Below are 13,730 nucleotides of genomic sequence, written 5' to 3'. Positions count from 1 at the left end.
CGCGGCGCTTGTGCGCGGTGCCCGACGACAGGCAACCGGGGAGGATTTCATGAGCAATTCGGACTGGCGCGTCGAAGCCTATCGCGGCATGGATGTCTATGTCCTGGTGTCCCAGCAACGGACCGACGGCGTCGCCTCCGTCGGCGGTCTGGGCGAATGGCGCTACGAGGTGAGGGTGGCCCAGGAGGGTGCGGATCCGTCCGATGCGGGCGACACCGAGCGTTCGTCGGGCGACGGCGTGCCCTTCGCAAGCCGGCGCGCGGCCGAGGAGGCCGCTTTTGCCGCGGGCTACCAGATAGTCGACAAGCTCGTGGGGCGCGCGGAGGGGTAGCGCACGCATTGCTTCAAGCCTGGCCGAGGTCGCGCGGAGCCTCTCCAGGCGGCTTGGCGTGCCTCGGGGCACACTTCCCAGTGTTATTGCAAATTGCACAACATCGCATATCACGTCGTGATATGCATTCTTCTTCTGCGTTTGATCGCGATCATGATGGCGCATTGTGGGGCGCCCTACTCTGAAGCTGAAGCACGTGGCCTGTTCCGCGTGCAGCAGCACGGAGGTGCCATCATGCCGGAGTTCAACGGCTACAAGATCATCTACGAAGTCCAGTCGCTGCCCAAGGCGAAATGGGCAATCCTGGTCGAGGTCATCCGCACGCTGGACGGCGCGGTGGTGGCGAAGCGCCATAATCCGTTCCCGCTCCAGACCTTCGGTGCCAAGCTCGAAGCGCTGGACCAGGTCAATCGCTATCTCCAGGAATTGCTGGGAGGTCTGGCCGCCAGCGCACGCACGCCGCGCGGCAAGGCCTAGCCGAATTGCGTCGATCTCCTGCGCGCGGCCTTGCGCGCAGGCTCCAGACCGGCAATCTCAGCGCCGCCCCCGTCCGCCTCCGCTGCGCCCGCCAGGGCCGCCAACGCGTCCCGAGCCTCCGCTCCAGCTACCGCCGCCGTGATAGTAGCCATGTCCCATGCCGTGATAGGGGTAGCCACCACGATAGTGATACCAGCCGTGGCCGGGTCCGCGGTAGCCATGAGAGTGGTAGCTGTAGACGACGGCACCGCCGTAGAAACCGCCGTAGAACGGCAGCGGATAGTCATAGTCGTAGCCATACCCATACCCATAGCCGACCGGCGGATACGCGACGCCGGGCTGGTAGAAGCCGTAGGGGTCGTAGGGGCTGTATGGGGAATAGCCGTAGCCGTTGTCGTAGGTTGCGCAGGCGCCCAGCGATAACAGCGGGAAAGCCAGTAGCAGGCGGAGCAGGGCGCGGCGCATGGTGCGTTCACTTCAGCATTGGCTGCCCGGCGGACACCGGGCGATAGCGATTAGAGGCCGCCATGGCCCGGGAGGTTCAGCGCCGCGGCGCCGGGCAAGGACGCTGTGCCGGCTTCAGGCTGGCATCCTGGCGAGTTCGGCGGCACGCGCGAACGTATCGCGCACCTGCGGCTGGTCCTCGCGCTGCGCGGCCTCGGCGCGCGCATCGAGGCGCTCGACCAGCACACTCAGGTTGTTGCCAGCGGGTGCCGTCTTGCTCGCCGCGCACTGGCGGGCGGCTTCCTGCACGAGTTGTCCGAGTTCCTTGGCGATGTCGGCGCCGTCGAAGGCGCTGATCGACAGGGCGGAAATCTGCTCGAGGTAGAGGTTGACCAACGCTTCGTCGTGTACCGGTTCGGGCATTTCCGTCTCCTTCACATGATGGCCGGGTGAGCTTCATTGTAGTGGCCGGGCGGAGACCCGGCTGTCGGAGCGAGGCCTACAGGAAGAGCCGCATCCATCACCGTGGCCTGCTTGCGTGGCCCATCTTGCTCCAGATCAAGTATGCATTAAATGGAAATGATTCCTATTTGAGTGGCGGGGTGCTTTCTCATACAATCGGCGCTCGCCCGTCACGGCCAATCCCCAACCTTGCCCACTGTCTTGCCGAGGTACCCGAAATCATGATGCTGCAGATCCCCGATGTGCTGACGCCGGCCCAGGTGGCCCAATGCCGCGAACTGATGGACGCTGCGCAGTGGACCGACGGCAACGCCACCTCCGGGCACCAGTCGGCGCTGGCCAAGCGCAATCTGCAATTGCCCGAGGGCTCGCCGGTGGCGCGCCAGGTCGGCGACCTGATCCAGGACGCGCTGGGCGCCAATGCGCTGTTTTTCTCCGCCGCCCTGCCGCTCAAGGTCTATCCGCCGCTGTTCAATCGCTACGAGGGCGGGCATGGGTTCGACAACCATGTCGACAATGCCATCCGCCATCTGCGCGGCACCAGTTTCCGCATTCGCAGCGACCTCTCCGCGACGCTGTTCCTGACGGCACCCGAGGACTACGACGGCGGCGAGCTGGTGGTGGAGGATACCTACGGCCAGCAGCGCGTGAAGCTGCCGGCCGGCCATATGGTGCTGTATCCCGCCACCAGCCTGCACCACGTGAGTCCGGTCACGCGCGGAGCGCGCGTGTCCTCATTCTTCTGGATCCAGAGCATGGTGCGCGACGATGGCCAGCGCTCGGTGCTGTTCGAGTTGGACACGCAGATCCAGCGCGTGGCGCGGGCGCTGAGCCATAGGGAACCCGCCGTGGTGGGACTGACCGGGGTCTATCACAACCTGCTGCGCCGCTGGGCCGATGCCTGAGCCGGGAGGCGGAAAATGGGGCAGCGGGAGGGATGGCAGCGGGGAGGGAGATGCGGGGCGGGTACCGGATCTTTCGAGGCCGGCGCCCGCCGCTACGCTTCGGGCCGGTTGCCGGCCAGGGCGCTGCAGTGATGGAAAGCGGTGATGGTGAGCGGCTATTCTCGATCGCGCCGCTGCGGGGGCAACGGCACCATGGCAACACGCCGTCGCGCGGGTTTGAGGGCGCGGGTGGGCCAGAAGACGTAGGTGGTATGCGGATCCATCGGCTTGCCGAAGTAGGACACCCACACCTGCACGCCCTGTTCGGTTTCGGCAACGATTGCGGCCACTGCGCGGGCCGCGACTGCGGGAGACTTGAGCAAGGTGGCCAGTGCTTCGACGCCTTGGACTACGTGGTGTTTGACACCGCCGAACCACGCATACTGGCGCATGGCTGACAACAAACGCTTGGTCATGGACGCTAGTGTTTGGTTAGTGGAATTAGTGAGACAGGAGCTTACCCGCTTTGTTCAGCGCCAGGCGATGGGACTTGTCTATCGCTTTCCCTGAGTCATCGGACTACGTGCCGGTCGTGCGCCGCATTGACAAGCCGATGCGCGCGGATTAGCGTCGTCATCAGGACTGTCATGTCCGCCGGCCGTTTCCAGGAGCTTGCCGATGACCGAAGAGATGCTGATGCAACTGATGGTCGAAGTCGAGAAAGAGGACCCGATCGATTACGCCGACCTGCCCTTCGACGATGCCACGCTGCGCGGCCTGGTGTGCCGCCTGGTGGCGCAGCGCTCGAGCGCGATGGAGTCCGCGGGCATGCGTGCGGACGACCTCCTCGCCACCATGTGGGCGTCCACCGCCAAGCTGGTGCTGGAGAACATGGTGCTCAATGCGCGGCTGCTGACGCTGCAGGGCCTGCCCGACGATGCCAGCGCACTGATCGAACGCATCGCCCGCCAATCGCGCGGCAATTCCTGAGCGCGGCCACGCTGGCTCCGTGCCGGCCAGGCGTGCCTTTTAAATCTCATTCGGCAGGGCGACTGCCGTTTCGCTACACTACGGGTTTTCGCCCCCGCCGCTGCGCCGTTCCCCGTCCCGGGCAACGGCGCTTAGTGTTGCTGATTTGGAGGATTTTCGGGTGATCAAGTGGATAATCGTCGCGGCGTATCTGGGCGCGGTCCTTTACGTGCATTTCCGCGGCAAGGTGAGGTTGCGCATCTGGCGCCAGCTGCTGGATCATTCGGCGCTGGTGGCGCCGGTCAACTGCTTCATGTACATCTTCTCCGGCGTGCCGCGCACGCCGTATATTCCCGTCGACCGGTTCCCCGAGCTCGAGAAGATCCGCGCCGCCTGGCCGCAGATCCGCGACGAAGGGCTGGCGCTGGCCGCGATGCGCAAGATCAAGGCTGCCGAGAAGAACGACGACGCGGGCTTCAACTCGTTCTTCAAATACGGCTGGAAGCGTTTCTACCTGAAATGGTATGAGGCGCGCCACCCGTCCGCCGAGGTCTTGTGCCCGCGGACGGTGGAACTCCTGCGCGGCCTGCCCAGCGTGAAGGCGGCGATGTTCGCCGAGCTGCCGCCCGGCGGCAAGCTCAACCCGCACCGCGATCCGTTCGCCGGTTCGCTGCGCTATCACCTCGGCCTGGCCACGCCCAACGACGACCGCTGCTTCATCGAGGTCGACGGCGAGCGCCATAGCTGGCGCGACGGCCAGGGCGTGGTGTTCGACGAGACCTACCTGCACTGGGCGGAGAACAAGAGCGACAGCAACCGGCTGATCCTGTTCTGCGACATCGAGCGCCCGATGCGTTTCGGCTGGGCCGGCAAGGTCAATCGCTGGATGGGTCGCAAGGTCATGACCGCCGCGAGCTCGCCCAACGAAGAAAGCGACCAGACCGGCATGATCAACCGGCTGTTCCGCATCGTCTGGGTGGGCGGGCAGTATCGCCGCCGCTTCAAGGCCTGGAACCGCCAGGCGTACTACGTGGTCAAGTTCGGCCTGATTGCCGCCGGCGTGGCGCTGATCGTGTATCTCTGAGGAAGCATCGGCGAGGCCGGCGCGGCGAGCGCCGCGCCTCGTCTCCCAGGCAGAAGGGCCGGCATTCGCCGGCCCTTCTGCCTTCTGTCTCCTGTCGTCCGCGCGCCTGCGCCGCGCCCTCGCTGTCTCAGCGGCGCCGGCGCTCGCGCTCGTCGTCCAGCGCCTCGTAGTAGGCGCGCTTGGCCTGGTACATGCGCGCGTCGGCAAGCTTGATCGCGTCGCTCAGCCGCTCGCCGATATGGCAGGTGGCGGTGCCGATCGACAGGCTCAGCGCGGTGCCGGGATAGAACTGGTTGTTGAGCTCCACCACCTGGTGGATCTGTTCCATCACGGTGGCCACGCCGCGCTCGTCGCGTCCCGGCAGCAGCACCATGAATTCGTCGCCGCCGACGCGCGCCACGCAGACCTGGTCGCCCACGGCCTTCTTCAGCGCCTCGCCGGTACGGCGCAGCAGCGCGTCGCCGTCGCCATGGCCAAGCTGGTCGTTGACCTGCTTGAGCCCGTTCAGGTCCAGCGCGATCACGCTGACCGGCCACGGCCCCTTGCGGCCCAGGCGCGCCAGCTCATCCTCGTAGTAGGCGCGGTTGTAGAGCTTGGTGAGCACATCGTGCTTGCCGAGGAATTCCACGTAGGCCTCGGCCTTCTTGCGCGCGGTGATGTCGGTCAGGGAGACCAGCACCTGGTCCCAGTCCGCCTCGTGGCCCGGAAAGACCGACCACTGCATGAACACGTCGACCGGCCGGCCATCCAGCGCGTAGTTGACGACCTCGCGCTGCTGCCACAGCCTTTCGTTCCACAGGTCGATCAGCTGCTCGGCGAACTGGATGCGCATATTGTCGCGGAACACATCGCCCAGGCGCGACAGCAGCTCTGCCTTGGACGAGGCGCTGAACATCAGGAGCGTCTGCTGGTTGACGTCGAGCACGCGGATTTCCTGCATGCAGCGCGAGATGAAATCGGGATGCACGTTGAGGAATGTGCGGAAATCCGTGATGCCCGCGCCGCGCACTTCGTCCAGCAGCAGCTTGACGGCGCTGAAGTCCTCCACCCACAGCGAGACCGGCGAATGTTCGAACAAGCCAAGCGCGTACTGCTCGCTGCGGCGCAGTTCGCGCTCGGTGGACACACGCACCGTGATGTCCTCGATGGACAGCAGTACGCGCGCCCAGGTGTCTTCGTGGCCGGGCATGACGGTCGCCTCAAGGCGGATGTCCAGCCGCTTGCCTTCGAGCGTGTAGTTGACGGTCTGGCTGGAAAAATGCAGCCCGCCGTCCCATAGCTGGCCAAGCTCCTCGACATGCTGGTCGAACATGTCGTCGCGGAAGACGGTGTCGAGATTGCTGACCAGGTCGGCCAGGTCGGAGGCGCGGAACAGGTCCAGCGTGCGCTTGTTGACGTCCAAGACGCGGATCAGCGCCGAGCACCGCGCGACCTCCCGCGGATGCTGGCGCAGGTAGCTGCGCAAGTCAGTGATGCCCCGTGCCCGCAGGACCTGGAAGTACTCGCGCACCGCGCTGAAGTCTTCGAGCCACAGCGAAACCGGCGCGAGCCGGAACAGGGTCTTGTATTCGTCGTCGATGCGCGACGCGTCGCTGGTGGCCGTCAATGTGTTTTTCTCCCTTTCCCGTTGGCGCGCCGGGCCGGCTGACCCGGTCGTCCGGGCCTTTGCCGGACCGCTGCCATGCGCGCACCGCCGATAGCATAGGGCAGCGGGGAGAAAAATGGGGAGGTGTGTGGCGTAAAAGCCTACGCGCAGCCGGGGGCCTTCCGTGTCGCGTTCGCGGCCACTTCGCGGCCACTTCAACGCCGCCTCGCGGCGACTCAGGCCTGGCGCGAGAGTTCGGCAATGCGGGCCGGCGCAAAGCGCTGCGGCGCGTTTTCCTGTTCGGCGATCAGTTGCAGCGTGGCTGCCTGCAGCAGCGAGCCGGCAGTCAGGTGCGAAGCCAGCTGGCGCAGCTCGTCGAGCTTGCCGCGGGCCGGGGCTTGGATGGAAGTCATGTCGCGCATGGTCTGCTCGGGAACAGCGGCCATGTTAGCGGCGACCGCGAACGCCTTGCTTTGCGCATGGTCATGTTCCGTGCGCGCGGCGCCATCGTCGCCGGTGTCCGGGCCGGGCCTGGCCGGCCTCGCTTCGGCGCGCGCCTTGCGGTGTGCCTGGTCGGCACGGCGCGCGGTGCACAGGCGCAGGGCCGAGCCGATCGAGTCTGCAGCGTGGGGGAGGGAAGGGAGTGCCATCTTTTCTCCTGGTAGGCGTCTTGCCACCTTCGGCAAGGCTCGCCAGTTTGCCGGCTGCCTCCGCCCGCGCCCAGCACGCTGCGATGAATGGCGGAATCGGTGGCGTGAACGGCGGGCCAGGCGACGGAGGCTGCCCCTGGCAAGCGCCGGGCCGTGGCCGGGCGGTGCCTAGCCCCTTGCGCGCGCCTCGCCGCGTCCGGTCCGCTGCGGCTTGCCGGCCACCCGTGCGGCCACGGCAGCCAGCGTGCGCAGCGCGCGTTCGATCTCCGGCGAGAACGGCATGCCGCAGTTCAGGCGCAGGAAATGGTCGAAGCGATTGGAGTTGGAGAACATGACCCCCGGCACCACGCGGATGCCGGCTTCCAGGGCCTCGTCGAACACGGCCTCGGAGGACACCGGCCCGGGCAGCTCCACCCACAGGTGCAGGCCGCCGTTTGGATTCGAGGCACGCGTGCCGGCGGGGAATTCGGCGGCGATCGCCTGCGCCACCTGCGCGCGCTGGCTGCGCAGTTGCTCGCGCAGGCGCCGCAGGTGGCGCTCGAAGGCGCCCGAGCCCATATAGTCCGCCAGCGCCATCTGCGCCAGCAACTCGTTGGGGCGCGACTGGCTGTACTTGAGCATTTCCACGCGGGCCTGCCAGCGGCCCGCGGCGATCCAGCCAAGCCGCATGCCGGGGGCGAGGATCTTGTGCAGCGACGCGCAGTGGATCACGCCGCCGCTGCGGTCCCAGGCCTTCAGCGCCGCCAGCGGCGCCTCCGTGTCAGCCAGTGCGGAGAAGCAGTCGTCCTCGATCAGCGCAATGGCGCGCTGTTCGCACCAGGCCACCAGCTGCGCCTTGTTGCTGTCCGGCATGATGCAGCCCAGCGGGTTCTGCAGGTTCGGCACCACGACCACGGCGCGGATGTTGTCGTAGGTCTGCGCCGCCAGTTCCAGCGCTTCGAGCGAGATGCCGGTCTGCGGGCTGCTGGGAATCTCCAGCGCACGCATGCCCAGGCTTTCGAGGATCTGAAGCAGGCCATAGTAGGTCGGCGATTCCACGGCGATCACGTCGCCGGGCTGCGCCACTGCGCGCAGCGCCAGGTTGAGGGCCTCGGTGCAGCCGTGCGTGACGAGGATGTCCTCGGGCGCCACCGTGATGCGCGACAACAGCGCGTGCCGCGCCAGCACCGCGCGAAAGGCGGGGTGTCCGTCGGCATCGGCGGCACTGCCGAACAGCAGCGGGTGGCGCCGCAGCGCGCGTGCCGCCGCATCGCGCAGCGCCTGCGCCGGGTAGAGCGAGGGCGCGCCGCAGGCGCCGGCGAAGTTCACCGCCACGGAGTGCTGTCGCCCACGGGCGGTGATGGCAGAAATGCGCTCATGGATGCCGACATACTGCGCCGGGTCCGGCAGCGTGGCGGCTGGCTCCGCGATCGGGGCCAGCGGCTGGTGGCGCGCGGGCGGCGCGTGCCGCACGAAATAGCCCGAGCGCGGCCTGGCCTCCAGCAGCCCGTCGCTTTCCATTTGCCGGCAAGCCTGCAACGCGGTGGACAGGCTCACGCCATGCAGTTCCATCAGGGTGCGCACGGACGGCACGCGGTCGCCCGGCTTCAGCGTGCCGGTTTCGATGGCATGGCGATAGTGCTGCGCAAGCTGACGGTAGAGCGGGGCGGAGTCCATGCGGCATGGTGGCGCGGCGGCGGCCTGCGCAACAGATACAGATGTAGGTGTTCTGTATCGTAACAGATGATTTTTCGGTGTTCTGTTACGGTTCACCTCGTGCATCCGTGTGCCTGTTTTGCCGGGGGGCGGCCCGATAGTCTGGAGCCTTGCCATCACAGCACGGAGCCGCATCATGCAAGGCTATCGTTCAGACCCGACCGAATCCGCCGAACCTGTCATCCCTGCCGTGACGCCTGCGCGCGTCATGGCGCCCGCTGGCGCGCCGGAGGCCCAGCTGCTCGATCTCGAGACCAGCCGTATGCTGCGGTTTTATGCCAAAGCCGGCACCACGCTGTACCTGATGGAGGGCGAGCTCGAATTGTCCGGGCCGCCGCGCTGGCTCGCCGACACGATATGGCGGCAGCCGCAGCGCCTGGCGGCCGGCAGTTCGGTCACGTTGCCGGCAGGCTGGGTGGAAGTGCTGGCCAGGCGCGCCGCCACGCTGAGGCTGTACCGGCCCGCCGCGCAGCCGTGGCGGGCTCGCTGGCTGGGCCTCGCTGCGCGATTCCGGGCCGCCGCATCCCCCGCCGCACCGCAATGCATTCACGGAGAGCAACAAAAATGAGCGAACTTGCAATTTCCTATGACGACGTGGTCGAGGCCCACCGGCGGCTGGAGGGCGTAGCCCACCGCACGCCGGTCATGACGTCCGCCTTTGCCGACGCGCAGAGCGGTGCCCAGCTGTTCTTCAAGTGCGAAAACTTCCAGCGCATGGGCGCCTTCAAGTTCCGCGGCGGCTACAACGCCATCGCGCAGTTCACGCCAGCGCAGCGCAAGGCGGGCGTGATCGCGTTCTCCTCGGGCAACCACGCGCAGGCCATCGCCATGTCCGCCCGGCTGTTCGGGGTGCGCGCGGTCATCGTGATGCCGCAGGATGCGCCGGCCATCAAGATCGCCGCCACGCGCGGCTATGGCGGCGAGGTGGTGCTGTACGACCGCTATACCGAGGATCGCGAAGCCATCGGCCGCCGCCTGGCGGAAGAACAGGGCCTGACCCTGATCCCGCCATACGACCATCCGCACGTGATGGCCGGGCAGGGCACCGCCGCCAAGGAACTGTTCGAGCAGGCCGGCCCGCTGGACGTGCTGATCACCCCGCTCGGCGGTGGCGGGCTCCTGTCCGGCTGCGCGGTGGCCGCGCGCGCGCTGAACCCGGGCTGCCAGGTGATCGGCGTCGAGCCCGAAGCCGGCAACGATGCCCAGCGCAGCCTGCGCAGCGGCAAGATCGTGCATATCGACACGCCGGACACGCTGGCCGACGGCGCCCAGACCCAGCACCTCGGCAACCTGACCTTCCCGGTGCTGCGCAGCCTGGTCGACGATGTCGTCACGGTCAGCGACGCCGAGCTGGTCGAGGCCATGGCGTTCTTCGCCGGGCGCATGAAGATGGTGGTGGAGCCGACCGGCTGCCTGGCGGCCGCGGCGGTATTCGCCAGGCGGCTCGATGTCAGCGGCAAGCGCGTGGGCATCGTGATCTCGGGCGGCAATGTGGACCTGGCCCGCTTCGCGACGCTGCTGCAGCCGGCGCAGTCATAGCGCTCGGCACGCCTGCGGCGCTCAGGGCTGGGCGTCGCGGGCGCTCAGCAGGCCGTGCGCCACCATGTCCAGCGCGGGGCGCGTGTCGCCGTTCTTGTCGGTCCAGACCTTGGGCGTGAGGCTGCCCGCGAGCGCCACCGATTCGCCGTCTTCCAGCGCCAGCAGCGCGGCGCGCACCTTGTCGGCGAACGCGATCACGTTGACGATCACGGTGTCGCCGTCGCCGAGCGTGGCCTTGAGCCTGGCGGTGACGAACAGGCTGCCGCCCTGGCCGGTGCGTTCGCTGGCGTGGCCATGGAGGCGGCCGCTGACTAGTCCATCGATCATGGTGTTCCTTGATGGGTTGCTGTGAAAGGCAAGGGCGCGAAGGCATGCGCGCGGGTGTGCCGGGGTGCGGAAGATCTCACAATTTCGCCGCCGCGGGGCAGAGATTGCAGGGCCTGGCCCGAAAAACTATAAAATTGCGGTCCGGCCAGCCCGACGCTCACCCAGAGTGCAGTTCGCGTCCCATGCGGGGCGGACCTACCGGCCGCAGAATTCCAGGTTCCCATGCTACGTCTAAGTGAAGTCAAACTCCCGCTCGACCATGCCGAGAGCGATCTCGATGCCGTGGTGCGCGCGCGCCTGGCCGAGATCGGTGTCACGGCCGATGGCCTGACCGGGTTCACCGTGTTCCGCCGCGCGCACGACGCCCGCAAGCGCTCCGACATCAAGCTCACCTACATCATCGATATCGCGGTCAAAGACGAAGCCGCGGCGATCGGGCGCATGGCAGGCAAGCCCAACTGGAGCGTGACGCCGGACATGGCCTACCGCTTCGTGGCGAAGGCGCCGGCGCAAGGCACGACGCTGCGTCCGGTGGTGATCGGCATGGGCCCGTGCGGGCTGCTCGCCGGGCTGATCCTGGCGCAGATGGGCTTCCGTCCGATCATCCTCGAGCGCGGCAAGGAAGTGCGCGAGCGCACCAAGGACACCTTCGGCCTGTGGCGCAAGAGCGTGCTGAATCCCGAATCGAACGTGCAGTTCGGCGAAGGCGGGGCCGGCACCTTTTCCGACGGCAAGCTGTACAGCCAGATCAAGGACCCGAAGCACTACGGCCGCAAGGTGCTGGAGGAGTTCGTCAAGGCTGGCGCACCGGAAGACATCCTCTATCTCGCGCGCCCGCACATCGGTACCTTCCGCCTGGTCAGCATGGTGGAGAAGATGCGCGCGGAGATCTTCGCGCTGGGCGGCGAGATCCGCTTCGGTACGCGCGTCGAAGACGTCGACATCGACAATGGCAAGCTGCGCGGCCTCAAGCTGCACGACGGTGAATACCTCGAAGCCGACCACGTGGTGCTGGCCGTGGGCCACAGCGCGCGCGACACCTTCCAGATGCTGCATGCGCGCGGCGTGTTCATGGAAGCCAAGCCGTTCTCGCTGGGTTTCCGCATCGAGCACCCGCAGGGCCTGATCAACCGCAGCCGCTTCGGCAAGTTCGCCGGCAACAAGCTGCTCGGTGCCGCCGACTACAAGGTGGTGCACCACGCCAGCAATGGCCGTGCCGTCTACAGCTTCTGCATGTGCCCGGGCGGTACGGTGGTGGCCGCCGCGTCCGAGCCGGGCCGCGTGGTGACCAACGGCATGAGCCAGTATTACCGCGCCGAGCGCAACGCCAATGCCGGCATCGTGGTCGGCATCACACCCGAGGACTTTCCTGGCGGCCCGCTGGCGGGCATCGATTTCCAGCGCCACTGGGAAGAGCGCGCCTTCGAGCTGGGGGGGCGCAACTACAATGCGCCGGCACAGCTGGTGGGCGACTTCATCGCGCGCCGGCCGTCCACCGCGATGGGCTCGGTGGAGCCGTCGTACAAGCCGGGCGTCACGCCGACGGATCTCTCCGACGTGCTGCCGTCGTACGTGACCGAGGCCATCCGCGAGGCCTTGCCGGAGCTCGACAAGAAAATCGCCGGCTTTGCCATGCACGACGCGGTGCTGACCGGCGTGGAAACGCGCACTTCATCGCCGCTGCGCATCCGCCGCAAGGACAACTACCAGAGCATGAACGTGGAAGGCCTGTACCCGGCCGGCGAAGGCGCCGGCTACGCTGGCGGCATCTATTCGGCGGCCATCGACGGCATCGAGGTGGCGGAGGCCGTCGCGCTGAGCATCGTCAAGGGCGTGTGAGCAAAGCGCTGCCCTGAGCGAAGCGCTGCTTCAGGCAGCGCGTTCCAGCCAGGCAGCGGCGCCCAGCCCGGCCGCGCGCCCGCTGGCGAAGCAGGCGGTGAGCAGGTAGCCGCCGGTGGGCGCTTCCCAGTCCAGCATCTCGCCGGCGCAGAACACGCCCGGCATGGCGCGCAGCATCAGCCGGGCGTCCAGCGCCTCGAACGTGATGCCGCCTGCGCTGCTGATGACTTCGTCGATAGGGCGGGCGCGCAGCAGGCGCAGCGGCAGCGCCTTGATCGCGGCGGCCAGCCGCGCGGGATCGGCGAAATCTTCCTTCGACAGGCATTCACGCAGCAGCCCGGCCTTGACGCCGGTAATGCCCAGCTTGCTCTGCAGGTGGCTGGACAGCGAGCGCGCGCCGCGCGGGCGCTGCACCGCCTCGGCCACGCGCTCCGCGCTCAGGCCCGGGGCGAGGTCGAGATGAATCACGGCCTCGCCGGTGCTGTCCAGCAGGTCGCGCATCGGCGCGCTCAGCGCATAGACCAGGCTGCCTTCGATGCCGCCCGCGGTGATGACGAACTCGCCCTGGCGATAGTGCTGGTTGCCGTCGCGGTCCTGCAGGCCGATCGCCACGGCCTTGACCGGCTGCCCCGCAAAACGTGAGCCGAAGTGCTCGCTCCAGGCCACGTCGAAGCCGCAGTTGGCGGGGCGCAAGGGCGCCACCTCGACGCCGCGCGCCGCCAGCAGCGACACCCAGGCGCCGTCCGAGCCCAGCCGCGCCCAGCTGCCGCCGCCCAGCGCCAGCACCACCGCATCCGCCTGTACGCGCAGTTCGCCCTCGGGCGCGGCGAAGCGCAGGGCGCCGGTGGTATCCTCGTCGTCCGCCCAGCCCAGCCAGCGGTGCCGCATATGGAACTGCACGCCGGCTTCGCGCAGCCGGTGCAGCCACGCGCGCAGCATCGGCGCCGCTTTCATGTCGGTGGGGAAGACCCGGCCCGAGCTGCCGACGAAGGTTTCGATGCCCAGCCCGTGCACCCATTCGCGCAGCGCCTGCGGATCGAAGCCCGCCAGCAGCGGCGCGATCTGCGTGCTGCGGCTGCCGTAGCGCGCCAGGAAGGGCTGCGCCGCCTCCGAGTGCGTCAGGTTCATGCCGCCGCGCCCGGCCATCAGGAACTTGCGGCCCACCGACGGCATGGCGTCGTACACGTCCACGCGCCAGCCGCGCGCGGCCAGCACCTCGGCCGCCATCAGGCCCGCGGGGCCGCCACCGATCACGGCGATGCTGGCGGAGAGAGAGGCGGCGGGTGCAGACATGGCTTGAATCCGGAGGAAGGGCGGTGAGCCGCGGCAATGCGAAAGGCGTGCCTTGGGCGTGCGGCGCGGCGGATCGGATTATATAGGGCGGCTCGCCATGGCCCGGCGCGGGGTGGCCGGCGCAGCCCGGCGGCGGCTGATAAGATCCGGT

General features: G+C 67.8%; 16 protein-coding genes. 8 read left to right on the top strand and 8 right to left on the bottom strand.

Annotation, left to right across the window (positions count from 1 at the left end; all coding sequences use genetic code 11):
• The first annotated feature begins 49 nt into the window (after positions 1–49).
• Positions 50–331, top strand: a complete 282-nt coding sequence (locus tag AC1DK4_RS07530) for a hypothetical protein (protein WP_441612426.1) — start codon at positions 50–52, stop codon at positions 329–331.
• Between the two features lie 234 nt (positions 332–565).
• On the top strand, positions 566–808 hold the full coding sequence (locus tag AC1DK4_RS07525; RefSeq protein WP_441612425.1) for a hypothetical protein: 243 nt from the start codon (positions 566–568) through the stop codon (positions 806–808).
• Positions 809–865: 57 nt separating this feature from the next.
• On the opposite strand, the gene AC1DK4_RS07520 is transcribed toward AC1DK4_RS07525, so the two are convergent.
• Together AC1DK4_RS07520 and AC1DK4_RS07515 are read right to left on the bottom strand one after the other, a co-directional pair.
• A complete protein-coding gene (locus tag AC1DK4_RS07520) occupies positions 866–1,273 on the bottom strand; it encodes a hypothetical protein (RefSeq protein WP_441612424.1) in 408 nt (135 codons plus the stop codon).
• 114 nt (positions 1,274–1,387) lie between these two features.
• Positions 1,388–1,675 (bottom strand): hypothetical protein, encoded by a 288-nt coding sequence (locus AC1DK4_RS07515; RefSeq protein ID WP_441612422.1) that lies wholly within the window; start codon positions 1,673–1,675, stop codon positions 1,388–1,390.
• Positions 1,676–1,935: 260 nt separating this feature from the next.
• Between AC1DK4_RS07515 and AC1DK4_RS07510 the strand changes: the two genes are divergently transcribed.
• Positions 1,936–2,619: a Fe2+-dependent dioxygenase gene (locus AC1DK4_RS07510; RefSeq protein WP_441612421.1), complete on the top strand. Its 684-nt coding sequence runs from the start codon at positions 1,936–1,938 to the stop codon at positions 2,617–2,619.
• A gap of 155 nt (positions 2,620–2,774) precedes the next feature.
• Here AC1DK4_RS07510 and AC1DK4_RS07505 read toward each other — a convergent pair whose 3' ends face one another.
• Positions 2,775–3,074, bottom strand: a complete 300-nt coding sequence (locus AC1DK4_RS07505) for a hypothetical protein (protein ID WP_441612420.1) — start codon at positions 3,072–3,074, stop codon at positions 2,775–2,777.
• A 202-nt stretch (positions 3,075–3,276) separates the two neighbouring features.
• Between AC1DK4_RS07505 and AC1DK4_RS07500 the strand changes: the two genes are divergently transcribed.
• Positions 3,277–3,588 carry a hypothetical protein gene (locus AC1DK4_RS07500; RefSeq protein ID WP_441612419.1) on the top strand — a complete coding sequence of 104 codons (312 nt, stop codon included), beginning with the start codon at positions 3,277–3,279 and terminating at the stop codon, positions 3,586–3,588.
• A gap of 160 nt (positions 3,589–3,748) precedes the next feature.
• Positions 3,749–4,651 carry a lipid A hydroxylase LpxO gene (gene lpxO / locus AC1DK4_RS07495; protein ID WP_441612418.1) on the top strand — a complete coding sequence of 301 codons (903 nt, stop codon included), beginning with the start codon at positions 3,749–3,751 and terminating at the stop codon, positions 4,649–4,651.
• 127 nt (positions 4,652–4,778) lie between these two features.
• Here lpxO and AC1DK4_RS07490 read toward each other — a convergent pair whose 3' ends face one another.
• The 3 genes from AC1DK4_RS07490 to AC1DK4_RS07480 all read right to left on the bottom strand — a co-directional run bounded on the left by AC1DK4_RS07490 (position 4,779) and on the right by AC1DK4_RS07480 (position 8,542).
• On the bottom strand, positions 4,779–6,257 hold the full coding sequence (locus tag AC1DK4_RS07490; RefSeq protein ID WP_441612417.1) for a sensor domain-containing diguanylate cyclase: 1,479 nt from the start codon (positions 6,255–6,257) through the stop codon (positions 4,779–4,781).
• 215 nt (positions 6,258–6,472) lie between these two features.
• Positions 6,473–6,886, bottom strand: a complete 414-nt coding sequence (locus AC1DK4_RS07485) for a hypothetical protein (protein ID WP_441612416.1) — start codon at positions 6,884–6,886, stop codon at positions 6,473–6,475.
• A 168-nt stretch (positions 6,887–7,054) separates the two neighbouring features.
• A complete protein-coding gene (locus AC1DK4_RS07480; protein ID WP_441612415.1) occupies positions 7,055–8,542 on the bottom strand; it encodes an aminotransferase-like domain-containing protein in 1,488 nt (495 codons plus the stop codon).
• A gap of 175 nt (positions 8,543–8,717) precedes the next feature.
• Between AC1DK4_RS07480 and AC1DK4_RS07475 the strand changes: the two genes are divergently transcribed.
• Positions 8,718–9,149 carry a hypothetical protein gene (locus AC1DK4_RS07475; protein ID WP_441612414.1) on the top strand — a complete coding sequence of 144 codons (432 nt, stop codon included), beginning with the start codon at positions 8,718–8,720 and terminating at the stop codon, positions 9,147–9,149.
• Positions 9,146–10,120, top strand: coding sequence for a threo-3-hydroxy-L-aspartate ammonia-lyase (locus AC1DK4_RS07470; RefSeq protein WP_441612413.1), 975 nt, complete (start codon positions 9,146–9,148; stop codon positions 10,118–10,120). Before AC1DK4_RS07475 ends, AC1DK4_RS07470 begins: the two co-directional genes overlap by 4 nt.
• A 21-nt stretch (positions 10,121–10,141) precedes the next feature.
• Here AC1DK4_RS07470 and AC1DK4_RS07465 read toward each other — a convergent pair whose 3' ends face one another.
• Positions 10,142–10,447: a single-stranded DNA-binding protein gene (locus tag AC1DK4_RS07465; RefSeq protein WP_441612412.1), complete on the bottom strand. Its 306-nt coding sequence runs from the start codon at positions 10,445–10,447 to the stop codon at positions 10,142–10,144.
• 222 nt (positions 10,448–10,669) lie between these two features.
• Between AC1DK4_RS07465 and AC1DK4_RS07460 the strand changes: the two genes are divergently transcribed.
• Complete coding sequence (locus tag AC1DK4_RS07460) at positions 10,670–12,286, top strand: NAD(P)/FAD-dependent oxidoreductase (RefSeq protein ID WP_441612411.1); 1,617 nt, start codon at positions 10,670–10,672, stop codon at positions 12,284–12,286.
• A 30-nt stretch (positions 12,287–12,316) separates the two neighbouring features.
• Here AC1DK4_RS07460 and AC1DK4_RS07455 read toward each other — a convergent pair whose 3' ends face one another.
• Positions 12,317–13,579, bottom strand: coding sequence for a TIGR03862 family flavoprotein (locus tag AC1DK4_RS07455; RefSeq protein WP_441612410.1), 1,263 nt, complete (start codon positions 13,577–13,579; stop codon positions 12,317–12,319).
• Between the last annotated feature and the right edge of the window lie 151 nt (positions 13,580–13,730).

The organism is Cupriavidus sp. 05N38, assembly GCF_056397345.1.
The sequence above is the reverse complement of the archived record's forward strand: the minus strand, read 5'-3'. Positions and strand labels throughout refer to the sequence as shown.